This window comes from Xanthobacter sp. SG618 (assembly GCF_012932745.1).
GTDB lineage: Bacteria > Pseudomonadota > Alphaproteobacteria > Rhizobiales > Xanthobacteraceae > Xanthobacter > Xanthobacter flavus.
Window position 1 is genome coordinate 699,115 of record NZ_JABBHL010000001.1, and the last position, 25,160, is coordinate 724,274.

Consider the following 25,160-nt stretch of genomic DNA (forward strand, 5'->3'; position numbering starts at 1 on the left):
CGTCCGTCAACGCACCTCAGAGTGGCCGAAGCGCCCTCGAACTACGACCAATGGTGCTCCATAGACCCGACAGGCACAAGATGTTGGGTCTCATATGGTGAGGAAACGCTTAATTTCAATGTAGTGCCGGGGCGTCGCGGCCTCCGCCGTGCCGAGCGGGCCACGCCAGTTCGCATTTTTTCCGGCATGCCCGTCATCCACAGCTTGTCCAAAAATCTGCCATCCCATTGTCACGTTCGAGATGCGCACGGGCAGCGACCGAGGGGGATAGGCGACACCGGACGTATGCGCCCGCCACATAGCCGGCTTGTCTCAGTGCCATAGAGACCGTCTGGTCATATAGCGCGCAACAATCTATCAACTGGCGGCAACCGTTCGCGCCGTTGGCTCACTGCCCCATCCAGCCGCGACAGAAAATTGCCGGACCCTTCAGCCGCCGCCAACGGCTCCCGGCCTTTACGGGGCGCAGTTGGAAAGTACCGGCATGTCCACGACCTTCGCCGCCGATGCGGCGCCCGCCGTCAATCCCCGCTCGCGCGTCATCCTCGCGAGCCTGATCGGCACCACCATCGAGTTCTACGACTTCTACGTCTATGCCACGGCGGCGGTGCTGGTGTTTCCGCACCTGTTCTTCCCGGCCGGCAATGACACGACGGCGCTGCTCGCCTCGTTCGCCATCTTCGGCGCGGCCATGGTGGCGCGGCCGCTCGGGGCCATCTTCTTCGGCCACCTCGGCGACAAGAAGGGGCGCAAGCTGACGCTGGTGGGCGCGCTGCTCACCATGGGCATCGCTACCTTCCTCATCGGCCTGCTGCCCACCTTCCAGACCGCCGGCTGGTTCGCGCCCCTGCTGCTGGTGATCCTGCGCCTCGCCCAGGGCTTCGCGCTGGGTGGCGAGTGGAGCGGCGCGGCGCTGGTCGCCACCGAGAATGCGCCGGCCGGCAAGCGCGCCGTCTATGGCACCTTCCCGCAGCTCGGCGCGCCCATCGGCTTCATCATCGCCAACGGCCTGTTCCTCGCCATCGCGGCGCTGATGCCGTCGAGCGATCCGTCCCGCCCGTCCGATGCCTTCCTCTCCTGGGGCTGGCGCCTGCCCTTCCTGTTCTCGGCGGTGATGGTGATCGTCGGCCTGTGGGTGCGCATCTCGCTGGTGGAGAGCCCCGCCTTCGCCAAGGCGCTGGAGCACGGCCGCATCCAGAAGCTGCCGCTGGCCGCAGCGTTCAAGACCCATTGGCGCGAGCTGATCCTCGGCACCTTCTACATGCTCGCGACCTACGTGCTGTTCTACCTGATGACCACCTTCTCGCTCAGCTACGGCCGCGCCCCGACCACGGCGGCGGTGCCGGGGCTCGGCTATGACTACCGCACCTTCGTGCTGATGATGATCGGCGGCGTGGTGTTCTTCGGCATCTTCACGCTGGTGTCCGGCCCCTGGGCCGACCGCTGGGGCCGCCGCCGCACGCTGATCGGCATCACCGCCGCCATCGTGGTGTTCGGCCTGCTGTGGGTGCCGATCCTCTCCGCCGGGCCGGTGGGCGTGATGGCGTGGCTCGTCATCGGCTTCACGCTGATGGGCCTCACCTTCGGCCCCATGGGCGCGCTGCTGCCGGAGCTGTTCCCGGCCAATGTGCGCTACACGGGCTCGGGCATCTCCTACAACGTCTCGTCCATCCTCGGCGCGGCGGTGGCCCCGTTCATCGCGGTGGCGCTGTGGAGCTATGGCGGCGGCAGCCCGTTCTGGGTCGGCGTCTATCTCTCGGTCATGGCGCTCCTCACCCTCACCGCCCTAGTGCTGGGCAAGGAGACGCGCGACGTGAACATGGACCACTGAGGGCACGATAGCCCTCTTGTGACGCCCCTCTTGCGCCGGACGGGAAAAGGGAGTGAACCTCCCCTGCCCCGTCCGCGTAGGAAGGTGCGTCATGACAGCCGCTCCATCCCTCCTGTGGTTCCGCGACGATCTGCGCCTGGCCGATAACCCGGCGCTGAACGCCCTCGCCGAGACCGGCGCGCCCATCGCCGCGCTCTATGTCCTCGACGAGGACAGCCCCCACATCCGCCCGCTCGGCGGCGCCGCCCGCTGGTGGCTCGCCCAATCCCTGAGGGCGCTCCGGGCAGACCTCTCCCATCACGGCATTCCCCTGATCCTGAGACAGGGGCCGGTCACCCGCATCGTGCCGGAGGTGGCTGCCGCGCTGGGCGCGGCTACGGTCGCGTTCAATGATCGGGCGGGCGAGGCCGAGGGCAAGCTGGACCGGGCCATCACCGCCCGGCTGGCGGCCGAGGATCGCCGCGTGCTGCACTTCTGCGCCCACCTGCTCCACCCGCCGGGAACGGTGCTGGGCGGATCGGGGCGCATGCCGCGCACCTTCTCCTCCTTCCACCGCGCGGCCCTGCGCGAGCGCGATCTCTCCCCGCCCCTGCCCGCACCCAAGCGCCTCAAGGGCGTGACCCGTGCGCCGGATGGCGACACGCTTGAGAGCTTCGCGCTGGAGCCGGAAAAGCCCGACTGGGCCGGCGGCCTGCGCACCGCCTGGCATGTCGGCGAGGCAGCGGCGCGGCAGCGGCTTTCCGCCTTCATCGCCGACGGCCTCAAGGGCTACGCCACGGGCCGCGACCGGCCAGACCTCGATTACGTCTCACGCCTCTCGCCGCACCTGCGGTTCGGCGAGATATCCCCCCGGCAGATTTTCTTCGCCGTGCGCCACGCGGTGGATGCCGGCGAGGTGCCGGGCAGCGATGCAGCCAAGTTCGAGGCGGAACTTTACTGGCGGGAATTTTCCTACCATCTCCTCGCCGAGGAGCCGGACATCGCCCGGCGCAACATCCAGCAGAGCTTCGATGCCTTCCCCTGGCGGGAGTGCTCCGGCGAATTGAAGGCCTGGCGGCGCGGCCTCACCGGCTATCCGCTGGTGGATGCGGGCATGCGCCAGCTCTGGCAGACCGGCTGGATGCATAACCGGGTGCGGATGGTGGTGGCCTCCTTCCTCGCCAAGCACCTGCTCATCGACTGGCGCGCCGGCGAAGACTGGTTCTGGGACACGCTGGTGGACGCGGACGCCGCCAACAATGCCGCGTCGTGGCAATGGGTCGCCGGCTCCGGCCTTGATGCCGCGCCCTATTTCCGCATCTTCAATCCGGTGATGCAGGGCGAGAAGTTCGATCCCGACGGCACCTATGTGCGCACCTATGTGCCCGAGCTGAAGCGCCTGCCGGCGAAGCTCATCCACCAGCCATGGACCGCCCCGCAGGACACCCTCGCCGCTGCGGGCATCCGGCTGGGACACACCTATCCCAAGCCCCTGGTGGACCACGCCGCCGCCCGCGACCGAGCCTTGCGCGCCTTCGAACATCTGCGGCACGCGGCCGCCACAGAGGCGCGCGCGGCCGTCCGCTGACGCCTCTTCCCGGCGCAATCCCATGAGTTTGCGCCGGCCCTGCAACGCCGCTATTGAGGGGAGACGCGCGCCGAGGCAGCATAAGGCCCATTAAATTTCACATTGCGATGAAGGTATTTCTTCCATGATCCGTAACGGCCTTGTGGACTCCATCGGAAACACACCCCTTATCCGTCTGAAGCGGGCCTCCGAGGAGACCGGCTGCGACATCCTCGGCAAGGCGGAGTTCCTCAATCCCGGCCAGTCGGTGAAGGACCGCGCGGCGCTCGGCATCATCCAGGACGCAGTGGCCCGCGGCGAGCTGAAGCCCGGCGGCGTGATCGTGGAAGGCACGGCGGGCAATACGGGCATCGGCCTCGCCCTGGTGGCGGCCCCGCTCGGCTTCCGCACCGTGATCGTCATTCCCGAGACCCAGTCCCAGGAAAAAAAGGACATGCTGCGCCTCGCCGGCGCGACGCTGGTGGAAGTGCCGGCCGTGGCCTACGCCAATCCCAACAATTACGTGAAGGTCTCCGGCCGCCTGGCCGAGGCGCTGGCCAAGACCGAGCTCAACGGCGCCATCTGGGCGAACCAGTTCGACAACGTGGCCAACCGCCAGGCGCATATCGACACCACCGGCCCGGAAATCTGGGAGCAGACGCAGGGCAAGGTGGACGGCTTCATCTGCGCCGTCGGCACCGGCGGCACGCTGGCCGGCATCGGCATGGCACTGAAGGCGCGCAACAAGGACATCAAGATCGGCCTCGCCGATCCCATGGGCGCCGCGCTCTATTCCTATTACACGACCGGTGAGCTGAAGGCCGAGGGCTCCTCCATCACCGAGGGCATCGGGCAGGGGCGCATCACCGCCAACCTCGTCGACGCGCCGGTGGATGCTGCCTTCCAGATCCCGGACGAGGAGGCCCTCCCCGTCGTGTTCGACCTGCTGGAGCACGAGGGCCTATGCCTCGGCGGCTCGTCGGGCGTGAACGTCGCCGGCGCCATCCGCCTCGCGAAGGAGCTGGGGCCGGGCCACACCATCGTGACCATCCTCTGCGACTATGGCACCCGCTACCAGTCGAAGCTGTTCAACCCCGAGTTCCTGCGCTCCAAGAACCTGCCGGTGCCGGCGTGGCTGGAGCGCAAGGCCGAGGTGCCGAACGTCCTCGTCTGACGGCTTGACGCGGGGCGCGTTCCGGCCGAGGAAACCGCGCCCCGCCCAAACGCGAGCGAGATCGTCATGAGCACATCGCCCGAGAGCACCCTGCCGGTGGACACCCCGCAGAGCCCGTTCGTCTCCACTGAATGGCTCGCGGCCAATCTCGGCGCGCCGGACCTCGTGGTGGTGGACGCCTCCTGGCACATGCCGAATTCCGGCCGCAGCGGCGCGAAGGAATATCTCGCCGAGCACATTCCCGGCGCGGTGCATTTCGACATCGACACCATCGCCGACCACTCCACCTCCCTGCCCCACATGCTGCCGGACGCGCACAGCTTCGCGGTGGCGGTGGGGGCGCTGGGCATCGGCGACGGCCTGCGCATCGTGGTCTATGATTCCGTCGGCCTGTTCTCCGCGCCGCGCGTGTGGTGGACCTTCCGGGCCTTCGGCGCGAGCGACGTGAAGCTGCTGGATGGCGGCCTGCCCAAGTGGAAGGCCGAGGAACGTCCTCTGGAGGACGGACCGGTGCGCCGCCTGCCGGCCAGCTTCACCCCGCGCCTCGACCATTCCCTCGTCGCCGACATCGATCGGGTGGATCAGGCGCTCAAGACCGGCTCCGCGCAGGTGCTGGACGCCCGCCAGGACGCCCGCTTCCGCGGCGAGGCGCCGGAACCCCGCGAGGGCCTGCCCTCCGGCCACATGCCGGGCAGCTTCAACCTGCCGCACGGCCTGATCGTGAAGGACGGCCGCCTCCTCCCGCCGGCCGAGCTGCGCAAGGCCATCGACGGCTCCGGCCTCGATCTCTCGCGCCCGGTCATCACCTCATGCGGATCGGGCGTGTCGGCGGCCATCCTCTGGGTGGCGCTGGAGATGGTCGGGAAGCAGCCTCTCGCCCTCTATGACGGTTCGTGGACCGAATGGGGCGCGAGCGGCAAGGAGATTGCCGTCGGCTGACAGCGTGCGGCCTCGCGCGAGGCCGCACCTGCGGCGAAGTCCCGAGCCTGTTCCTGCGGAGCCGGCTCCGGAACGTTTGGCGTCTTGAATTGAAGCGTGCCTGCGCATGCGGGTTCGCGGGCGCTGAAGCCGCCGGATATTGGCGAGGCGATATCGCCTACGGATCGAGCTCGGTATCCCAGTAGAGATAGTCCATCCAGCTCTCATGCAGGTAGTTCGGCGGGAAATGCCGGCCGTTCTGATGGAGATCGTGGACGGAGGGCTGGAAGGGCGTCTGGGCGGGCCACATCCCCGCATCCGCCGGCATATGGCCGCCCTTGCGCAGATTGCAGGGGGAGCAGGCGGCGACCACATTCTCCCAGGTCGTCTGGCCTCCCTTCGAGCGCGGAATCACGTGGTCGAAGGTGAGATCCTCGCGGGAGCCGCAATATTGGCAGGAGAAGCGGTCGCGCAGGAAGACGTTGAAGCGGGTGAAGGCAGGCTGCCGCGTTGGCTTCACGAAGGTGCGCAGTGAAACGACGCTCGGCAGTCGGATTTCAAAGCCCGGACTTCGCACCGCCTTGTCGTAATATTCGACGATGTTCACCCGGTCGAGAAAGACCGCCTTGATGGCGTCCTGCCAACTCCAGACCGACAGCGGGTAATAGCTCAACGGGCGGTAGTCCGCGTTGAGCACGAGCGCTGGCCAGGCACCTGGTGACAAAGCAGTGGTCAAGGACCGAACTCCTCGTCTTCGCACCCGAATCGCGCCTGACGATCCCGGTACGCGGCGGATACTCTATATGCTCCGTGTCACTGTTGTGAAGCCGAGGCCAAACCACGGCCATTTCCGGGCATTTACTCGCGCCACCGGCCGCACCTGCTTCCGTTACCGTCTCAGCGCGACTTGGGTGCGAGGAACTCGGCGAGAAAGGCGCCGCCATGGGCGAGGCCGCCATCGTCGATGCCGTGCCCGAGGCCTTGGCTGAGGTGCCATTCCACCGGCACGCCGGCCTCGGCGAGGCCACGGGCGGAGGCGAACAGCGCCTGGGCCGGTATCACCTCATCCTCCGTGCCGTGCACCAGAAGGATGGGCGGGCGCGTGTGCAATTGCAGGTCGCGCGGCACGCCGCCCGCCGCTTCCACCCACAGCCCCGAATAGGAGACGACGGCGGCCGGTGCGACGGCGGCGGTGGTCGCGATCTTCAGCGCCATCATCGCGCCCTGGCTGAAGCCGACCAGCGCCAGCCGCGACGGCGGCAGGTCGTATTTCGCCAGTTCCACCTCCAAAAACGCAGCCAGCACGGGCGCCGCGGCCTCGGCACCACGGGCCAGTTCGTGGGGATCCCGGAAGCTCAGCGGGAACCACTGCCGGCCCACCGGTGCCTCCCCGCAGGGGTCGGGGGCGTGGGGGGAAATGAAGGCGGTGCCGGGCAGCAAATCGGCCCAGGCATTGCCGAGGTCGATGAGGTCGCGCCCGTCCGCACCATAGCCGTGCAGCAGCACGACGAGACTGTCGGGCGCGCCGCCGTTGCGCGGGCGCAGGCGCGGGCCGTCGAGAATGGGCTCGTCGAGGGAAACGCCGTCGAGGGGAAAGGACATGGGCACGCTCTTCTCAGGCCGGGGCGCCGAGGCGGGCGCGCCGCGCACCATAATACGCCCACAGAAGATGAGCCGCCACGCCACGCAGCGGCCGCCAGTCCTCGGCGATGGCGCGCAGGCCGAGGGGCGTGCAGCGGCCGCCCAGCTCGAACGCATCGCCCATCGCCACCTGGAGCGCGAGGTCTCCATGGGGAAAGGCATCGGCGCGGCCGAGACAGAACAGGAGGTAGATGTCGGCGGTCCAAAGCCCGATGCCGGGCAGCCGCGTCATCACCTCGGCCGCGGCGTCCGCCTCCAGGCGCGCCACAGCCTCAAGATCGACCTCGCCTTCCGCAAGCGCGCGGGCGATGCCGGTGAGGGTGCGGATCTTCGGTGCGGACAGGCCGGCCCCGCGCAATGTCTCCACCGGCGCGGCCAGCATGGCCTCCACCGTGGGCGTCCCGCCCAGCGCGGCCTCGAACCGGGCGGAGATGGCCCGCGCCGAGGCGACCGACAATTGCTGGGCGATCACCACCGCGCACAGGCCGGCGAATCCGGGTGGGCGACGGCGCAGGGCCGGGCGGCCGGCCACCTCCGCCACCGGAACGAGGCGATCATCCAGCTCCAGCAATTGCGCGAAGGCGCGGTCGAATACGCCCTGGTCGGTGAGCAGCGGCTCCTTCATTGCGCAAACCCGCAGGCTTGTCTGTCACACCGGGATATCGCTCTAATAGCGCACGCCATGCCCCAGCCTCCCCTTCCCTTCGTCTGCCGCTTCGCGCCGAGCCCCAACGGCCGGCTGCATCTCGGCCACGCCTTCTCGGCGCTGGTGAATGCCGAGGCGGCGGCGCGCACGGGCGGCACCTTCCTGCTGCGCATGGAGGACATCGACACCACCCGCTGTCGACCCGAATTCGAACGGGGCATCCTCGACGACCTCGCCTGGCTCGGCATCGTGCCCGCCGCGCCGCCGCGGCGCCAGTCCGAGCATTTCGCCGACTATGCCGAAGCACTGGCGCGACTGGAGCGCATGGGCCTCGTCTATCCCGCCTTCGAGAGCCGTTCCGACATCGCGCGCGCGGTGATCGAGGCCGAGGCGAAGCAGGGGCACCCGGCCCCACGGGACCCGGACGGGGCACCGCTCTATCCCTTCCAGCGCTCAGGGCTGTCCGATGGGGAACGCGCGCAGCGGCGGGCGGCGGGCGAGCCTTATGTGCTGCGGCTCGACATGGCGGCAGCGCTTAAGGCCGTCGGCAGCGGCCCGCTCTTCTGGCCGAAAGCCCGGGATATGCCGGAAGGCCCAGCCGTCCCGGCGCCGGCCGATCCGGCCCAGTGGGGCGATGTGGTGCTGGCGCGGCGGGACGTGCCAACGTCCTACCATCTCTCGGTGGTGGTGGACGACGCGCTGCAGGGCATCACCCGCGTCATCCGCGGCATGGACCTGTTCCACGCCACCTCGGTTCACGTGCTGCTGCAGCGGCTCCTGGGCCTAGAGACGCCCGTCTACCACCATCACCGACTGATCCTCGACGCCAGCGGCCACAAGCTGTCCAAGAGCAATTCGGCCACCAGCCTCCTGGCGCTCAGGACCTGCGGCGCGACGCCCGCGGACATCCGCGCGCGGCTGGGGCTCGACGCGCCTCAGCCGACCCCGAGGATGTAGAGCCAGAACGCCACGGTGACGACCGCGAGCCCGGTGGAGAGGGAGACCGCGCTGGTGGAGGCAGCCACCCCCACACCATAGCGCTGCGCCAGCAGATAGCCATTGACGCCGCTCGGCATGGCCGCGAACAGCACCGCCACGCCGGCCCACACCGGCGGCATGCTGAAGACCATGGTGAGCGCGAACACCGCCGCCGGATGGACGATGAGCTTCAGGAAGCTGATGAGCGCCGAGGGCAAAAGATCGCCCCCCGCCATGCCGTAGCGCTTCAGCGACAGGCCGAGGGAGATGAGCGCGCAGGGCGTCGCCGCGGCCGAGAGAAGATCGATCATCTGCTTCGGCACGCCCACAGCCTGGATGCCCACCACCTTGGCGAGCGCCCCGGCATAGATGCCGAGCAGGATGGGGTTGAAGGCGAGCGCCTTGCCGAGCCGCATCATGGTCGCACGGGAGAAGCCGTGGCTGCCCTCCAGCAGCACGGTGGCCGCCACCAGCATCACCGGCAGGTGGATGGCGATGAGCAGGAACAGCGGCACCGCGCCCGCCTCGCCATAAGCCTTCAGGATCAACGGCACGCCGACGAACACGGTATTGGCCTGGCCCGCAGCGAAGCCGTGGATGACCGCTTCCTGCCGCCCCCGCCCGAACAGCCGCTCCGCCGCCACCATGGCGATGGCGAACACGAAGAAGGCACCGGCGAAATAGGCGATCCAATAGCCCCAGGGCTGGGCCTCCGGCAGCTTCGATTCGGTCAGCGTCTTGAAGATGAGGACCGGCACCGACAGGCTGAACACGAACTCCGCCAGCCCATCCGTCGCCCGTTCACTGACGAGGCCGATCCGGGCGGAGATGTAGCCCACGAGCACCATGCCGAACACCGGCAGGACGATGACGGAAATGTCCGCGAACGTGTTGAGCATGGCCGTTTCCGTCAGGCCGCCCGCATCTGCGCCGTCTCTTCGGCGGTCGCAAGGTCCACCCTGCGGACGCCGACCATGACGCCGAGCCTCTGGCCGAGGCGCACGGCGACGGCCTCCTCTGCGGCGAACTCGATCGTGACGGTGAGCGTGTCCGCATCCGTCCGGCAGTCGATGCGGCCGGGCAGGACGTCGTGGATCACGAACGGCTCCAGCAGGCGCAGCAGGAGGTTGGTGGCCGGCTCGGCGGCGACGGCGAGGCGGTACGAGGAGTGATGAGGACGAACAGGGGAGGAGCCGTCGCGATGAGCGGCGGGTTCACGGCTGGACATGGGGGACGATCCGGACTGATGCGGGCCTTGCCGCGCAATTCTCTGGGCAGTCACCTGACGGGCCTGCCCCGGCGGAGGATCGCGCCGCGGCCGTCGACGGCCTCAGGCGCGCAAGTCTACCCGGCCGACAGGGTCGACCGGGCGACGAATTCGCCGCAGGGCCGGAAGGAGGCCCGGCATATGGTATCCGGAACGGAGCATGGCGCGGACGTTAGGCTTCCGGGAAGGAGGCGTCAACCAATGGGCAAATCGTTTTAGCCATGAAATGCCGGCGACGGGCGCCCGAAACGCAAACGGCCGGGCAGTGCCCGGCCGCGAACGCTGGGTCCGTCGCCGAAGCGGCGATCAGCCCTCGTCGTCGTCGTTGTGCTCGGGGGGCACGAGGCCCTGAAGGCCGGCGAGCAGCTCTTCCTCGGTCATCCGGTCGAGCATGACGTCGCTGTCCTCGCCGCCGGAGCTGTCGCTGGACGCGATGAGCGGCACGGCCTCGGGCTCGGGCTCGTCCACCTCGGTGTACTTCTGCAGCGAGTGGATGAGGTCTTCCTTGAGATCCTCGGGGCTCACGGTCTCGTCGGCGATCTCGCGCAGGGCGACGACAGGGTTCTTGTCGTTGTCCCGGTCGATGGTGATCTGCTGGCCGGACGAGATCATGCGCGCGCGGTGGGCGGCGAGCAAAACCAGCTCGAACCGGTTGTCCACCTTGTCGATGCAGTCTTCTACGGTGACACGGGCCATGGGCTCGTCACTCCCTTATGCGCGATGCGCACAGAATACAGGCCTTGAGAAGAGGGCGTCGATACAGCAATTCGGCCAAAGGGGCAACCCCGCCGACCAAGCGCCGCGCCTTTTTCGCTTGCCTTGAACGGTTCTTCGTCGGAGAAAGGCGACAGGACGACGTGGTTTGCAGCCGTTCCCCGTTCTGCCCATCCCATTCCATCGGCGGACTTTTGTATGCAGGGCCAGGAAAAGATCGCTCTTCTCATTGATGGCGCCAACCTTTATTCCGCGACCAAGGCGTTGGGCTTCGATATCGACTACAAGCGGCTCCTCAAGGAGTTCCAGAGCCGCGGATACCTCCTTCGCGCGTTCTACTACACGACGCTGATCGAGGACCAGGAATACTCCTCCATCCGGCCGCTGCTCGATTGGCTGGACTACAACGGCTATTCGGTGGTCACCAAGCTTGCCCGCGAGTTCACGGACGCTCAGGGCCGGCGCCGCGTGCGCGGCAACATGGACATCGAGATCGCCGTGGACGCCATGGAGCTCGCCGAGCACGTGGACCACATCGTCCTGTTCTCCGGCGACGGCGACTTCCGTTCGCTGGTGGAAGCCCTGCAGCGCAAGGGCGTGCGGGTCTCGGTGGTGTCCACCATCTCCACCCAGCCGCCGCTGATCGCGGATGACCTGCGCCGCCAGGCGGACGTCTTCATCGATCTGGTGGACCTCCAGCCCAAGATCGGCCGCGACCCGTCCGAGCGGCAGGGCCGGATGCAGGAGACGCCCCGCTTCCTCGAGCGGCGCAGTGCCACGACCGCGGCCGGCGACGGCAACGACTGACGCCGCCGTGCCTCCCAAGATGGCTGCCAAGACGGCCGCCGCCCGGCCTGCCGCGGCGTCCGAGCCGGGGCGCGACTGCCCGCTTTGCCCGCGCCTCGTGGAGTTCCGCGAGGAATGGCGGGCGAATGAACCCGGCTGGCACAATGCGCCCGTGCCCGCCTTCGGGCCGGTCGACGCGCCCCTGCTCATCGTCGGTCTCGCGCCCGGCCTGCGTGGCGCCAACCGCACCGGCCGCCCGTTCACCGGCGACTATGCCGGCGATCTGCTCTACGCAACGCTGATCGAATACGGCTTCGCCCGTGGACCCTATGCGGCGCACCCGGAAGATGGCCTGGCCCTCACCGGCGCGCGCATCGTCAATGCGGTGCGCTGCGTGCCGCCCCAGAACAAGCCGACGCCCGAGGAAATCCGCACCTGCCGGCCCTTCCTCTCCGCCGCCATGGCCGAGATGCCGGCGCTCAGGGCCATCGTCACGCTGGGCAAGATCGCCCACGATTCGACCCTCGCGGCGCTGGGCCAGAAGGCCTCGCGGCTGAAGTTCGGCCACGGCGTGTCGGACGAGGTGGGCAGCGTGCGGCTGTTCGCGAGCTACCACTGCTCGCGCTACAACACGAACACCGGCGTGCTGACGCCCGAGATGTTCCGCTCCGTCTTTTCCGCGGTCCGCGCCAGCCTCGGCTGAGCTGCGTGGCCTGACCAGCCCGGGCTGAGCGGTCAGTCCTCCCGCCGCCGGCGCAGATGGGCCAGCACGTCCGCCGCGTTCCGGTCCGGCGGGAAGACCGGATAGAAGACATGGCTGATGGCGCCCTCCTCGATGATGAGGGTGATGCGCTTCAGCAGCTTCGCGCCCTCCACCTCGAAGGTCGGCAGGCGGATCGCCGTCGTCAGCTCATGCCGATGATCGGAGAGCAGCGGGAACGGCAAATGCAGCCGCTCCGCCGCCTCGCGCTGATAGTCGCTGTCCTGCAGCGACAGGCCGAACACATGCTCCACGCCGGCGTCGCGCAGATCGGCGAAGTAGTCGCGGAAGGCGCAGGACTGGGGCGTGCAGCCACGCGCGCCGGGAATGGCATCCCAGCCCTCCGGTAAGGGCTGGCCGGGAACTCCCGTGCGCGGATAGGCGTAGACCACGGTCAGTCCGGAGAGGCCGGAGAGATCGATGTGGCGGCCGTCCGTGGCGGGAAGGGTGATGATGGGTAGTTCGAGCCCCGGCAGGTGCGCGGCGAGGCCGTCGTCTTCCGGCGACGGGAGGTCATCGGGCAGGCTGGTGTAGCCGGAAGTGCTCATGACGCGTCCCCCTGAGAGGTGTCGTAGGAGATGAATTCGAGCAGCGACCCGTCCGGATCGCGGAAATAGACGCTGGTGCCATGGCCTTGTGCGCCGAAGCGACGAACCGGGCCAAGTTCTGGCGTGATGTCGTGGGCGGCGAGGTGCACCACGGCCTCCGCGATCGGGCCATCCCAGCGGAAGCACAGATCGGAATTGCCCGGCTGCACCGGCAGGCGCGCCACCGGCACCGGGTCGACGCCCGGACCGTGCAGATTCAGCTGGCGGTCACCGAAGCGGTAGGCGAAGCCCGTGCCCACCGTCACCACCTCCGCACCGAGGACGGACGCATAGAAGGCGTTGGAGCGGGCGAAATCGCTCACATGGACGACGCAATGGTCGAAGGCGATCTTGCCCGGCATGGCGCCCCTTCCCTCACCCGCGTTCGCGCATCAGGCGCGCCTTGTCGCGCGCCCAGTCGCGCTCCTTGGAGGCCTCGCGCTTGTCGTGCGCCTTGCGGCCCTTGGCGAGCGCCAGCTCCACCTTGGCGCGACCGCGATCGTTGAAATAGATCTTGGTCGCCACCACCGTCATGCCCTCGCGCTCCACGGCCTGCCCGAGCTTGGCGATCTGCCGCTTGTGTAGCAGCAGCTTCCGCGGCCGGCGGGTCTCGTGGTTGAAGCGGTTGGCTTCCAGATATTCGGGGATATAGGCGTTGTAGAGCCACATCTCGCCCTCCTTCTGGGCGGCGTAGCTCTCGCCGATGGTCGCCTTGCCGTTGCGCAGGCTCTTCACCTCGGTGCCGGTGAGGGAGATGCCGGCCTCGAACGTCTCGCCGAGCTCGAAATCGAAGCGGGCGCGCCGGTTGTCGGCGGCGATCTTGCGGGGGGCTTCGGTCTTCTTGGATGTCATGATGGGGGAATGTGGTCGCAGCGCACCGCCGAAGCAAGCCGCAAGGGGTCAGGTCGGTTGGCGGAGCGCTGGAGAACGGGCCATCAGGCGACGGCGGGTCGCCTGATCCCCCGATCCATCGACCTCAGTTGATGAGGCCGGCCTGCACCATCGCGCTGCGCACCACGGCGCGGGTGGTCTCGGAGACCGGCACCATGGGCAGGCGCGCCTCTTCGCTCATCTTGCCGAGGAGCGAGAGGGCGTACTTGGTGGGGGCCGGGTTGGTCTCCACGAACAGCGCCGTGTGCAGCGGCATCAGCTTGTCCTGGATGGCCAGCGCCGCCTTGAAGTCGCCGGCGAGGCAGGCCAGCTGGAACTCCGAGCACAGGCGCGGCGCGACGTTGGAGGCAACCGAGATGCAGCCGTGGCCGCCATGGGCCATGAAGCCGAGCGCGGTCGCATCCTCGCCCGAGAGTTGGATGAAGTCCGGCCCCAGCACCTGCCGCTGCAGCGACACGCGCGTCATGGAGGCGGTGGCATCCTTCACGCCGGCGATGTTCTTGATCTCGAACAGCCGGGCCATGGTCTCGACAGACATGTCGATCACCGAGCGGCTCGGGATGTTGTAGATGAAGATCGGCAGGTCCACGGCGTCGGCGATGGCCTTGAAGTGGCGATAGAGCCCTTCCTGCGTGGGCTTGTTGTAATAGGGCGTCACCACGAGGAGCGCGTCGGCGCCGACCTTCTGGGCGTGCTCGGCCAGCGCGACCGCCTCTGCGGTGTTGTTGGAGCCCGCGCCGGCCATGACCGGAACGCGGCCGGCGGCCTGCTCCACGGTCCATTCCACCACGCGGTTGTGCTCCTCGTGGGAGACGGTGGGGCTTTCGCCGGTGGTGCCGACCGGAACGAGGCCGTGCGTCCCCTCGGATATCTGCCAGTCCACGAAGGCACGGAACGCCTTCTCATCCAGAACGCCGTCGCGGAACGGGGTGACGAGGGCGGTGAACGAGCCGCGGAAACGGGACGCAGACGGGATGGGCGACATGGCGAACGCCTTGGGTTCCTGGGAGCTTGTGGTTGGCCGGGACCTGTCGCGAACGACCGGCCCGGCGCCGCGCCGGCTCGGAAGAGCGGCGGGTGCGGACCTTGACCCTTATCCTTTTGCCGCCCGGCCGGAAAGGGGGATTGGCTGCGACGATCATTGCCATCAGGGCAAAATGCCCTTCGGGAATGGTAGCGACCTGCCGCAAGGGGGTAGCCCGCGGCAGATTTGCCCCGGCACAACTGCCGGGATCCCGAAAGCCGTGGTTTCGCCCGGTTTTCGGACTTCATTGAGGTTAGGGTTTCGTCAACGCCGGTGGCCGAACATGCGGGTGGGGGAACACGCCGCCACAGCCCGCGCCCGCGAGGAAGCTTCATGTCGCCTGTTTCGAGCCTGATGTCCGTGAGCGCGCTTGCGCTCGCCCTCGCCTGGAGCGGGGCGATGCCGGCGGTCGCGGAATCCGCGCCGACACCCCCGGCCAAGCCGTCCGCGTCCGCCTCCAAGGATTCGAAGTCGTCCGACGCCAAGTCCAAGGACGCAAAATCCAAGGACAGCAAGACGGCTGATTCCAAATCGAAGGACGCCAAGGCCAAGGACACGAAGGCCAAGGATTCGAAGTCGTCCACGCCTGCCAAGCCTGCCGCGGCCGCAAAGCCGGCGGCGAGCAAAAGCGCGACCACCAAGCCGGCGGCCGGCAAGCCCGCTGCCGCTCGCGTCGCGCCCACCGTCCATCAGCCCGCGCCGACGGTCGGCGCCTCGTCCAGCATTCCCGGCGGCGACCTCGCCGCGCTCAAGGTCGCGGTGAATGCCGCCCGCAACGGCCGCGCCGCCGAGGCCATGGGCGCGGCCCAGCAGCTCGACGATCCGGTGGCGCGCACGCTGGTGACATGGCTCGTCATCCGGCACGCCCCGAACGATCTCGGCTTCAACGCCATCAACGAATTCATCCAGGAAAAGCCGGGCTGGCCGACCCAGTCCACCCTGCGCCGTCGTGCCGAGCGCGTGCTGTTCCAGGAAAACAAGGATCCGGCCAAGGCGCAGGCCTTCTTCGCCGATCAGGCGCCGCTCTCCGGCGAGGGCAAGGTGGCGCTCGCCCGCTATCTCGTCTCCATCGGCAAGCGGCAGGACGCGGCCGAGTGGGTCCGCGACGCCTGGCGCAACGACGAGCTGAACGAGCTCTTCGAGAGCAAGATCATCGACGAGTTCTCCGGCTTCCTGACCCGCGCCGACCACAAGCTCAGGGCCGACCACTTCAGCTACAAGCCGGACCCGGATCGCGCCCTGCGCGCCGCCGCACGCGCCGGCAGCGACATCGTGGCGCTCACCAAGGCGCGCATGGCGATCGCGCGCAAGGAAGCGAACGGCGAGAAGCTGCTCGGCCTCGTGCCCTTCACCTTGTCCAGCGATCCCGCCTATCTCTTCGCCAAGTCCCAGCTGCTGCGCCGGGCCGACAAGCCGCAGGAAGCGGCGCGTGCGCTGCTCGCGGGCTCCAGCTCCGATCAGGTGCTGGCGGACCCCGACGAATGGTGGATCGAGCGCCGCCTCGTCGCGCGTGAACTGCTCGATGCCGGCGACTTCCAGACCGCCTACAAGGTCGCCGCCACCGGCGTGCCGCCGCAGGCAGACAACTATCGGGCCGAGCAGCAGTGGACCGCCGGCTGGATCGCCCTGCGCTTCCTGAAGGACCCGAGCCGGGCGGCCCAGCATTTCGCAAAGGTCGACGACGACCAGAAGCACCCCATCACGCTCTCGCGCGCCTATTACTGGCAGGCCCGCGCGGCCGAGGCCATGGGCGACCGCGGCCGGGCCAATGCCGCCTATCAGGCGGCGGCGAAATTCCCGGCGACCTATTACGGCCAGCTCTCGCGCACCAAGCTCGGCATGGCGCCGGTGGTGCTGCGCGGCGCGCCCTCCCCGTCCTTCGGCGCGCGCGACACCTTCGCCCGCCTGGAGCCGGTGAAGGCGATCCGCATGCTCTATGCGGTGGGCGCACGCGATATCCCGCTGACCATCTATTACGACCTCGCCTGGCGGATGGAGGATTCGAGCCAGCTCGCCATGCTCGCGACCCTCGCCGAATCCAACAACGATCCGCGCGGCGCGCTGGTGGTGGGCAAGGAAGGTCTTGCCGAGGGCCATCCGCTGGAGGCCGAGGCCTTCCCCACCTTCGGCCTGCCCAATTACAGCCCCATCGGCGATCCAGTGGACAAGGCGGCCGTCTATGCGATCGCCCGGCAGGAAAGCCAGTTCAACCCCGCCATCGTCTCCAGCGCCAAGGCCATGGGCCTGATGCAGGTGACGCCCGAGGCCGGACGGCAGGTCGCCAAGATCACGGGCGTCGCCTATGACGAGCGCCGGCTGATGAGCGACCAGTCCTACAATGTGCAGTTCGGTGCCGCCGAGCTGGGCGAGCTGGTGGCGCAATATGGCGGCAACTACGTGCTCGCCTTCGCCGCCTACAACGCCGGGCGCGGCAGCGTCGCCAAATGGATCGCCCGCTATGGCGACCCGCGCGACCCGGACGTGGACGTGGTGGATTGGGTGGAGTGCATCCCCTTCTCCGAGACCCGCAATTACGTGCAGCGGGTGATGGAGAACTACCAAGTCTACAAGGTGCGCTTCAACATCCCGAGCAAGCTCCAGATGGAAGCCGACCTGCGCGGCGGGCGCTGAGCCCGCTCACCGCCGCCGACGGGGCGGCGGTGCTCCACCTTCGAGAATGGCCTTCGCCTGCCCCATCCAGTCCTCGCGCTCGATGCGGCCGGGGAAGGCCAGATAGCTGCCGACCCAGGCGGCTTCTTCCGGCGTCCATGCCGCGATCTGCCGAAGATGGAAGATGCCGATCTCGTTGAGCCGCTGCTCGTTTTGCGGCCCGATACCCTTCAGCTGCTTCAGATCGTCCGCCCCCTCGCCCTCCGGCGCAGCGAGGGCGGGCGGGCGCACACCCGGCAGGCTCTCCGGCGGCCGGCGCCGGGCGCGCGGGGCCGGGCGGGTCGGCGATGGCACGGCCGGGGGCGGTGGCTCTTCCTCCTCGTCATCCAGAGGCGGCACCGCATTCATGTCGGCGATGCCGAGCCGCGCGAACAGATCCTGCTGAGGCGAAGGAGCGGGCTCGACCACGATCGGCGGCTCCGGCGGGGGCACCGACGTGGCCGGGGCGGGTTGACGCTCCATGGCGGCGGGCGGGGGCGGCACCGCGACCTGCACCGGCTCGGGCGGACGCTGCTTACGGCCGATGCGATAGCCGACGGCAAGGGCCAGACCAAAGACGACGGCGAGGAGCAGCGCCACCTCGATGGCAAAGGCGGTCATGGCCGGCTCCCCCCGTTCCGGCCGAGCGCGTAGCCGGTGGCCAGGCCGATGGCCACAGCCCCGAGCACGTAAGGCCAAAGCGCGACGGCGAGATAGATCATGGCGCGCGCTCCTTCACCTCGACCTCGATGCGCCGGTTCAGCGCCCTGCCCGCCTCAGTGTCATTGGGGGCCACCGGCTGACCCGAGCCGAGCCCGGCTGCCGTCAGCCGGTCAGGCGCGATGCCCTCGGCGGCCAGCGCGGCGACCACAGCCTTCGCCCGCGCCTCGGAGAGGCGCACATTGCCGGCCGCATCGCCGATGCCGTCCGTATGGCCGGACACCCGCACCAGCCCCTCCGGGCATCGCTTCAGCACGGCGGCGATACGATCCACGAGGCCGCGGCTCAGCGGATCAATGTCCGCGGTGGCGCCGACAAAGCGGACCGTCCCGCGTGACAGCAGCTCGCCCACCAGCCGGCCGCATTCCGCCACGCTCACCGGCGGGGCGGACGGAGCCAGCTGGAGCGCCGTCTCGACCACGAAGGGCGGCCGCGCAGCTCGCTTCAGTGCGGCCTCCACCTCGCCTCCCACGGTTGTGTCGAGCACCGTTCCGCTCAGGCGCATCTGCGCATCGGCGACACTCAATTCGCCGGAGGAAAGACGGGAGAGCTGTGCCAGCCCGGCGAGCACCGCGTCGCGGAAGCCGGATGGCGCTCCGCCGCCGACCGCCGACACATCATTGACCTTTTCGCGCAGGAAGTCGCGCTCCAGCGCGGCCTTGATGGCGAGATGCGCCGCCTCGTCCGGATAGAAACCGGAAACCGTGAGCTCGCCGGCCTCCCGCCGGACCGAGAAGACATAAGGCGAGATGGTCGGCGGCCGTACGCCCTTGGCGTCGACGATGACACCGGCCGGCGGCGTGCGCACCGCCTGCATCACGGCAAGATAACCCGCAGAATCGGCCGCCTCGCCCGACAGCACCATCCGCGTGCCGGACACCTCGGCGGAGCCAGCATGCATGCGGGCGAGCTGGGCGACGGCGAAGCTGGCGGCGCTCGCCCACACTTCGGGCGCCGGGCCGCCGGAGGCCAGTTGCAGGTCGTCAGCGACCGGCACGCCCTGAAAGCCCGAGCGCGCGGCATCCAGCAACAGGCGTCGGGCCTCCTCGGACGGCGCGAAGCCGGAAAGCCGCACCTGCTCGGGGCTTCGCTCGATCTGCCAGGTAAACGGCGAGGCGCGCGGCGGCTCCACGGCGAAGCGAACGACTTGGAAACCTTCCGGCGGCTGCCGGCGCAGCGTGAGGAGGATGTCGAAGGAGGTGAAACTGGGCGCGGCGCCCTCGATGGAAATGGTCGAATCGGACAGCGTCACCCGGCCTTCGGGAAGCTGGGCCAGGGCCGCGCCGGCGAAGCGCACCGCCCGCATCCAGAGCTCCGCGCTCGGCGCACCATCGGCGAGCAGTGTGTCGTCCTTGATGCCGATGCCCGGCACGGTCGAGGACAGGGCCTTCGCAACCTCGGACCGCGCATCCGCCGAGGGAACGTAGCCGCTGAGCCGCAGCACCGTCCCATCGCGCACCGCCGACCACAGGAACGGGGCGGCGACCGGCGGGCGCACCTCGAAGCGCGCGAGCACCATGCCGCCGGGCAGCGGGCCGTGCAGCGTCTGGGCCAGTTCGTCATAGCTCGCGAGGTCGCGGGCCCGCCCTTCCAGCGCAATCGCGCCATCCGACAGCGTGAGCCGGCCGGACGGCAAGCGCTTCAGCTGGCCGAGGCCGAAGATGACCAGCGCCGCGAAATCACCGGGCGGCGCGCCGCGGGCCCGCACCAGCCGGTTCTGTCCTGTCACCTGGTCCCCGCCACTGCGGGCAGCCGCGACGATCCGCACGAGGGCATCGGCGGAGGGAACGTAGCCATCGAGGGCGACCGTGCGCCCGTCCTTCACCGCGCTGAAGGTGAAGGGGTGCCGCTCGGGAAGAAGGGTGGTTGCATCGCGTACCACGCGAACGCCGAACAGGCCTTCCAGCGAAGCGCGCACCTTCGCCCGCGCCTCCTCGGCCAGGGCCTCGCCCTCCATGGTGGCGTCGCGGCCCTGGAAGCGGGCGGACGCCCAGGACTCCCCCGTACGCGCAAGCACATCGCGCGCCGCCGAATCGAGATCGGCCTCGATGGGGCCACGGGCGAACAGGATGGTGAAGACCGTAAGGGCGGCGAGCGCAGCGAGCCCGGCGGCCAGCGGCCACAGGCGCTGCCAGCCCTTGCCCCGGCGGGGCTGGCCCTGCCCGAGCCCGCCCTCGCCCGCCGTGTTCACCTCGCCTTGCCGCACCACGCACACCCCGCTGTCCGCCCCGCTCTCGGGAGCCGGAAGGGGACTTCAGCATACTTCGCCGTCGCACCGGAAGCCTCGCGGGTGAAGACGGCATTAGAGGGGCGCCCCGGTGTGCCGGGTCACCTCAGAAATCGCGGGAGATGAACAGAAGTACCTGCTGTGCGCCCACCGAAGGCAGCGCCGGCGCGAAGGCTGTGGGCCTGTAGCTGGAGGCCGAATTGTAGGTGTAGTCATATTGCAAGGCGATGGAGACTTTCTTCACCGGCGCAAAGGCGACATAGCCACCGACATTGTAATTCGTGCCCCCCGACGCGCCATAGAAGGCCTGGATGCCAGTGGTGTTGAAGTCGTATGCGGCATAGCCGCCGAACAGGGCCGAACTCCACCGCTCGTTCCAGTTGTGCAGGAGCGAAGCGGTCACGTTCCAGCCGGACAGCTTGGTGAGGTTACCACCGGCACCAACGAAAGCGTCCGGCGCGCCGTAGTCGCCCGAGGGATCCTGCAGGCCGAGATAGGACGTCGCGCCGCTCGTATAGGCCGACTGGAGGTAGAGCGTATCCTCCTCGCCGAGCGCCGGCAGGTTGAACATGACGCCCGCCTGCAACGCATAGCCCCAGCCGCCGCCGAGTGTGACGGCTGGAGTCTGCACAGCGGTCGCACTGACCTGATGCAGGGCGCCGGACAGTTGCAGCGTGCCCCAGGACGCCTGGTACTTCAGGTTGGCGACCAGGTCGGGAGCGCGCACGCCAGCCTGGTAGTCAGAGGGGCCGAAGAGGTTCGGGTTGCGGGCGAGAATACCGCTTTGGCGGTTCGCCGCATCTTCCAGCGAAAAGCTCGTGCTAAGATTTTTCGAGAATTCGTAGGTGTAGCTGACGAGGTTCAGCCGCGTGTCGTCGCCGATGGTGGCGGGATCGGTGCCCAGCACGTTGGCGTTGCCGTAAAAATCGAAAACGGATTGGCCGTGGCCGATGGTGAAGCCGGCAAACTGGACGTAGGCGTCGCGCAGGTCGATCTGCGCCGGCTGCGAGCCCGTCGGCATATTCGGGCCATCCGACCAGGGATCGGATGTTCGCCACCGGAACCGCGTCTCGAAATAGGCGCGCACCGTGCCGTAGTCGGTCGCCGTGCGGGTGTCGAGAATGAGCCCACCGGTCGAGATGGAATAGGTCTTGTCATAGCTCGGCGGGTACTGGGTATAGGTATTGTAATAACCCTCGACCCAAAGGTATCCGCCGACACGCAGGCAGGTGTCAGTACCCGGAATGAAGACAAAGCCCGGCGCCTGCGCCGTACAGGCTCTCATGCGGGCATCGGCTGCCGGTGGCGATATCAGGTCCGCGGCGGCAGCCCACCCCTGCGCCCAACCTGCCGCGACGACGACCCCGCCGGCAAGGATCAGGCCGTGGAGACGGCGCAATACGATGGCGCGGGCGACCGGCATGGACCCCTCTCGCGGTAATCACGAGCGACCAGCAGCGGGCTCAACGTGTGCAGACGTGCAGAGCAGCCGTTGCCAACCCTAGATGGCACTCACAAAGCAACCCGCATCCGCGGTAGAAGTGAAAAATGGAAAATGCAGACGGGCGTGCCGCGGTCCGCTCATGGCCTGAGCGCAGTATAGCGCGAAGTAAATTCGAGCAATGCCAAAATTGCGCGGGGGCCGGAACTTGATAGCGCGGCAGGCACATCGACGCGCGCTGAAAATGCGCGATGGGTCTCAGATAAAGATCACACTCGATGGCGAAGACGAAAAGCCCCGGCAAGGTGAAGTACAGACAAAGAAAAACCCCGGTGGTTGCCCACCGGGGTTCTTCGTCCAATCGCGAAGGATCAGAAGTTGCGCTGCACGCGGACGCCGCCCGACCAGATGTCGGTGGAGCCGCCAACCAGCGAACCCTGCAGGACGCCAGCAGCGTTGGTCGCAGCGTACTGGCCGAGCGGCACGGAGCCGTCAACCTTGGAGTACAGAAGTTCGGCGCCGATATCGAGGTTCTTCACCGGCGACCAGATGGTGTTCACACCAACCTGCCACATGTTGAAGTTCTGAGCGGCGACGACGTTCGTGGGAACTTCGTACTTCAGGTAGCCAGCATAGAGCGCCGAGCGCAGGCCCGGGGTCCAGTAGTGGCGGAACTGGCCCTGGATGGCCCAGCCGGTGGTGAGCGCGGGCTGACCGAAGAGGTCGGCCACGGCATCAGCCACGGTGTAGAAGGCGCCGGAAGCGATCAGCGAACCGCCAACCTGCTTCAGGTCGATGGAGCCCACCGAGGTGGCCTGGCCCTGCGAAGTGCCCGACAGGCCGATGTAGGACACGGCGCCCTGCTCGTAGCCAGCCTGGATGAAGAGGCTGTCGCCAGCCGCAAGCATCGGGAGCTTGAACTCGACGTGACCGCCGACCGCCCAACCCCACTCGCTGGTGGTGCCCATGCCCGGGTAGAAGCCGTTGTACAGGGCGAGGGTGCTCACGACCTGATGCAGAGCACCAGACAGCTGAGCCGTACCCCAGGAGCCGTCATAGCGCAGGTTCGCGACGATGTCGGGAGCCTGCTGACCGCCCTGGTAGTTGGTGTAGGTCAGGCCGGTAGCGCCGGTGGTGACGTTGAAGACGGGCTGCACGGTGGAGCCGGTCATCTGCACGCCGGTGGTGCGGTTGGCGGCGTCTTCCAGCGAGATGGTCGCCGAGAAGCCGTTACCGAACTGCGCCGTGTAGGCCAGCATGGTGGTCCAACGGTTCGAACCCGCATACGGGGTGGTCAGCATGTAGCCGACGCCCGGGTCGAAGAACGACTGGGTGTAACCGAAGGTGAAGCCCGAGAACTGAATGAACGCGCGCTCGAAGTAGAGGCCGTTATTCGCGCCGACGCCAGCGCCGGACTGCGAGTTCCACTCGGCGCCGAAGCGCACGTAGGAGCGGAGCGTGCCGTAGTCGGTCTGGGTGCGGGCGTCGAAGTCGATGACGCCGCGGACGCGGGTCAGGTAGTCCGGATCATCGCCATCCTTGAAGGGATAGGCGAACACGCCAACGCCGGGACCGTTGAAGGCCGTGCCCGTGGTCGACGAGATGTTCGGGTTGAAGGTGCCGACAGCGTTCACATAGGTGTCAAAACGGGCGTAGCCGCCGATCTTGATGCAGGTGTCGGTGCCGGGGATATAGAAGTAGCCCGCGCCGTAGGCAGAGCAAACCTTCACATACTCAACCGGCTTTGCCTTGACAGGCAGGTCGGCGGCCTGGGCTCCAGCGACCGCGACGAGACCCGCCGCGCTGCCGAGGAGAAGGCTCTTCACCATCTTCATCGTGACCTCCAAGTTGGTTCCGAGGGAGCGAGTTCCGCTTCGCCGGTGCGGCTGCACCCCGAGAGGGTTCTTGCCCCGATTCCCATTCCGCATTCAGACCCCCCGAACGCGGACCGGTCGACCGGGGACTGCCCCCCTTCGTCGCAAAGCCAACATACAAAAGGCCAACCTGTGATCAATCCAAACCATGCCGATCACGGCCCCGAGAGGGTGCTTTTCCAGCGGGTGTTGCAGGAATGGCACGCTGGGTCATTGCCTACCTTGATACCAAGACCCATTCCCCGCATGACCGAAGGTCATTAAGGTTAAGTCATTGATAAAGATTGTGTATTTTTGCAACACCGGGTTCGGCCGGATGCTTGAGCTGAACCTTTGAGGCGGCCCGTCCCCGTCAGCGGCGAGCCCCACCATGGTGCCGCCCCGATGGGCCGCCGCACCGGCTCCAGGCCCCCGCCGGCCCCCGGTCGTGACGACAAGCAGAAACGGCCGGTGCCCCGCGATTGAGGCGACTTTTCTGCCGCCGCACCATACCGCGCAACGGTTTCCCCTATGGCATCCCGGCTCGAATCGAGACGCTCGGTTCACCCTGCCTTTCAGCGGCGGGCGAAGTGCCGGGCGCCGGCCACGCACAGCACCACAACGCCGGTGGCGGCGAGCATGGGCCAGGCGATGCTCTCCCCCAGCACCGCGGCCGCCAGCATCAGCCCGAGGAAGGGCTGCAGCAGTTGGAGCTGTCCGACCCCGGCGATTCCCCCCAGGGCCAGGCCGCGATACCAGAAGACGAATCCGATCAGCATGCTGAACACCGAGACGTAGGCGAGGCTCGCCCAGGCCGGCAGGCCGATTCCCGTCCAGTGGTCGGGGCGGACGGTCAGGGCAATCGCCGCCATGAAGGGCAGCGCCAGCAGCAGCGCCCATGAGATGACCTGCCAGCCGCCGAGGCGCCGCGAGAGCGTCGCCCCCTCGGCATAGCCGAGCCCGCAGAGCAAGACGGCGCCAATCATCAGCATGTCCCCTGACAGGGAGCCGTCCGCACTGCGTGACAGCGCGAAGCCTGCCACAGTCGCCGCTCCGACGCAGGAGAACAGCCAGAAGGCCGGCTTCGGCCGCTCGCCGCCGCGGACCACACCGAAGATGGCGGTCGCGAGGGGCAGCAGGCCGATGAAGACGATGGAGTGCGCCGCCGTGATGTGTTGCAGCGCCAGTCCGGTCAGCAACGGAAAGCCGACTACGACGCCGATGGCGACGATCACCAGCGAGAAGAGATCATCCGCAGCCGGCCGCACCTGCCGATGCGCGGCCAGGAACACCCCGCCGATGATCGCGGCGATGACGGCCCGCGCCGAGGTGAGGAAGAGCGGCGAGAAATCGACGACGGCGAGCCGCGTCGCTGGCAAGGAGCCGCTGAAGATGACGACGCCGAGAAATCCGCTGCCCCAGCCGGCTGCTTTGCGTTCCATGTGACCTCGCTTTAGGGCCCGCGATACGCCTGCGCCGGTGGCGGAGACAGCCACACTCACATACA

23 protein-coding genes are annotated in these 25,160 nt (G+C 68.1%); 8 read left to right on the forward strand and 15 right to left on the reverse strand.

Going from position 1 to position 25,160, the window contains the following annotated elements; all coding sequences use genetic code 11:
- The first annotated feature begins 484 nt into the window (after positions 1 to 484).
- From FHT36_RS03250 to sseA, 4 genes are all read left to right on the forward strand, one after another.
- Positions 485 to 1,831 carry an MFS transporter gene (locus FHT36_RS03250; protein ID WP_169121060.1) on the forward strand — a complete coding sequence of 449 codons (1,347 nt, stop codon included), beginning with the start codon at positions 485 to 487 and terminating at the stop codon, positions 1,829 to 1,831.
- 91 nt (positions 1,832 to 1,922) lie between these two features.
- Positions 1,923 to 3,398, forward strand: coding sequence for a deoxyribodipyrimidine photo-lyase (locus tag FHT36_RS03255; RefSeq protein ID WP_169121061.1), 1,476 nt, complete (start codon positions 1,923 to 1,925; stop codon positions 3,396 to 3,398).
- 124 nt (positions 3,399 to 3,522) lie between these two features.
- Entirely contained in the window at positions 3,523 to 4,551 is a 1,029-nt protein-coding gene (locus FHT36_RS03260; protein ID WP_169121062.1) for a cysteine synthase A, read from the forward strand.
- 66 nt (positions 4,552 to 4,617) lie between these two features.
- The gene (gene sseA / locus FHT36_RS03265; RefSeq protein ID WP_169121063.1) at positions 4,618 to 5,490 is read left to right on the forward strand and encodes a 3-mercaptopyruvate sulfurtransferase; all 873 of its coding nucleotides are present in this window, start codon (positions 4,618 to 4,620) and stop codon (positions 5,488 to 5,490) included.
- A gap of 157 nt (positions 5,491 to 5,647) precedes the next feature.
- Here sseA and FHT36_RS03270 read toward each other — a convergent pair whose 3' ends face one another.
- The 3 genes from FHT36_RS03270 to FHT36_RS03280 form a co-directional block, all read right to left on the reverse strand.
- Positions 5,648 to 6,205, reverse strand: coding sequence for an HNH endonuclease (locus tag FHT36_RS03270; protein ID WP_081762648.1), 558 nt, complete (start codon positions 6,203 to 6,205; stop codon positions 5,648 to 5,650).
- Positions 6,206 to 6,366: 161 nt separating this feature from the next.
- Positions 6,367 to 7,071, reverse strand: coding sequence for an alpha/beta hydrolase (locus tag FHT36_RS03275; protein WP_169121064.1), 705 nt, complete (start codon positions 7,069 to 7,071; stop codon positions 6,367 to 6,369).
- A gap of 13 nt (positions 7,072 to 7,084) precedes the next feature.
- Positions 7,085 to 7,735 (reverse strand): DNA-3-methyladenine glycosylase, encoded by a 651-nt coding sequence (locus FHT36_RS03280; RefSeq protein WP_169121065.1) that lies wholly within the window; start codon positions 7,733 to 7,735, stop codon positions 7,085 to 7,087.
- A gap of 57 nt (positions 7,736 to 7,792) precedes the next feature.
- Here FHT36_RS03280 and gluQRS point away from each other — a divergent pair, with 57 nt between their 5' ends.
- Positions 7,793 to 8,713 (forward strand): tRNA glutamyl-Q(34) synthetase GluQRS, encoded by a 921-nt coding sequence (gluQRS, locus tag FHT36_RS03285; protein ID WP_169121066.1) that lies wholly within the window; start codon positions 7,793 to 7,795, stop codon positions 8,711 to 8,713.
- Here gluQRS and FHT36_RS03290 read toward each other — a convergent pair.
- From FHT36_RS03290 to rpoZ, 3 genes are all read right to left on the reverse strand, one after another.
- Positions 8,692 to 9,633, reverse strand: coding sequence for an AEC family transporter (locus FHT36_RS03290; protein WP_169121067.1), 942 nt, complete (start codon positions 9,631 to 9,633; stop codon positions 8,692 to 8,694). The genes gluQRS and FHT36_RS03290 overlap by 22 nt on opposite strands.
- 11 nt (positions 9,634 to 9,644) lie before the next feature.
- Entirely contained in the window at positions 9,645 to 9,962 is a 318-nt protein-coding gene (locus FHT36_RS03295; RefSeq protein ID WP_246701989.1) for a hypothetical protein, read from the reverse strand.
- 345 nt (positions 9,963 to 10,307) lie between these two features.
- Positions 10,308 to 10,697, reverse strand: a complete 390-nt coding sequence (rpoZ, locus tag FHT36_RS03300; RefSeq protein ID WP_024279425.1) for a DNA-directed RNA polymerase subunit omega — start codon at positions 10,695 to 10,697, stop codon at positions 10,308 to 10,310.
- A gap of 216 nt (positions 10,698 to 10,913) precedes the next feature.
- On the opposite strand from rpoZ, the gene FHT36_RS03305 reads away from it, so the two are divergent.
- Positions 10,914 to 11,522, forward strand: a complete 609-nt coding sequence (locus FHT36_RS03305; RefSeq protein ID WP_029558161.1) for an NYN domain-containing protein — start codon at positions 10,914 to 10,916, stop codon at positions 11,520 to 11,522.
- 19 nt (positions 11,523 to 11,541) lie between these two features.
- Complete coding sequence (locus FHT36_RS03310) at positions 11,542 to 12,204, forward strand: uracil-DNA glycosylase (RefSeq protein ID WP_169121068.1); 663 nt, start codon at positions 11,542 to 11,544, stop codon at positions 12,202 to 12,204.
- Between the two features lie 32 nt (positions 12,205 to 12,236).
- Here the strand turns inward: FHT36_RS03310 and FHT36_RS03315 are convergent, their stop codons facing one another.
- From FHT36_RS03315 to dapA, 4 genes are all read right to left on the reverse strand, one after another.
- A complete protein-coding gene (locus FHT36_RS03315; protein ID WP_169121069.1) occupies positions 12,237 to 12,809 on the reverse strand; it encodes a peroxiredoxin in 573 nt (190 codons plus the stop codon).
- Positions 12,806 to 13,210, reverse strand: a complete 405-nt coding sequence (locus FHT36_RS03320; protein WP_169121070.1) for a VOC family protein — start codon at positions 13,208 to 13,210, stop codon at positions 12,806 to 12,808. Before FHT36_RS03320 ends, FHT36_RS03315 begins: the two co-directional genes overlap by 4 nt.
- 13 nt (positions 13,211 to 13,223) lie before the next feature.
- Positions 13,224 to 13,700, reverse strand: a complete 477-nt coding sequence (gene smpB / locus FHT36_RS03325) for an SsrA-binding protein SmpB (protein ID WP_024279430.1) — start codon at positions 13,698 to 13,700, stop codon at positions 13,224 to 13,226.
- A 124-nt stretch (positions 13,701 to 13,824) separates the two neighbouring features.
- Positions 13,825 to 14,724 carry a 4-hydroxy-tetrahydrodipicolinate synthase gene (gene dapA / locus FHT36_RS03330; RefSeq protein WP_210257541.1) on the reverse strand — a complete coding sequence of 300 codons (900 nt, stop codon included), beginning with the start codon at positions 14,722 to 14,724 and terminating at the stop codon, positions 13,825 to 13,827.
- Positions 14,725 to 15,096: 372 nt separating this feature from the next.
- On the opposite strand from dapA, the gene FHT36_RS03335 reads away from it, so the two are divergent.
- Positions 15,097 to 17,394, forward strand: a complete 2,298-nt coding sequence (locus FHT36_RS03335; RefSeq protein ID WP_169121071.1) for a lytic transglycosylase domain-containing protein — start codon at positions 15,097 to 15,099, stop codon at positions 17,392 to 17,394.
- 6 nt (positions 17,395 to 17,400) lie between these two features.
- Here the strand turns inward: FHT36_RS03335 and FHT36_RS24925 are convergent, their stop codons facing one another.
- The 5 genes from FHT36_RS24925 to FHT36_RS03360 form a co-directional block, all read right to left on the reverse strand.
- Positions 17,401 to 18,033, reverse strand: a complete 633-nt coding sequence (locus FHT36_RS24925) for a hypothetical protein (protein WP_169121072.1) — start codon at positions 18,031 to 18,033, stop codon at positions 17,401 to 17,403.
- 97 nt (positions 18,034 to 18,130) lie between these two features.
- On the reverse strand, positions 18,131 to 20,341 hold the full coding sequence (locus FHT36_RS24795; RefSeq protein ID WP_169121073.1) for an OmpA family protein: 2,211 nt from the start codon (positions 20,339 to 20,341) through the stop codon (positions 18,131 to 18,133).
- 124 nt (positions 20,342 to 20,465) lie between these two features.
- A complete protein-coding gene (locus tag FHT36_RS03350) occupies positions 20,466 to 21,782 on the reverse strand; it encodes a porin (RefSeq protein WP_169121074.1) in 1,317 nt (438 codons plus the stop codon).
- Between the two features lie 389 nt (positions 21,783 to 22,171).
- On the reverse strand, positions 22,172 to 23,635 hold the full coding sequence (locus FHT36_RS03355) for a porin (RefSeq protein WP_169121075.1): 1,464 nt from the start codon (positions 23,633 to 23,635) through the stop codon (positions 22,172 to 22,174).
- Positions 23,636 to 24,228: 593 nt separating this feature from the next.
- On the reverse strand, positions 24,229 to 25,095 hold the full coding sequence (locus FHT36_RS03360; protein ID WP_169121076.1) for a DMT family transporter: 867 nt from the start codon (positions 25,093 to 25,095) through the stop codon (positions 24,229 to 24,231).
- Positions 25,096 to 25,160: the final 65 nt, after the last annotated feature.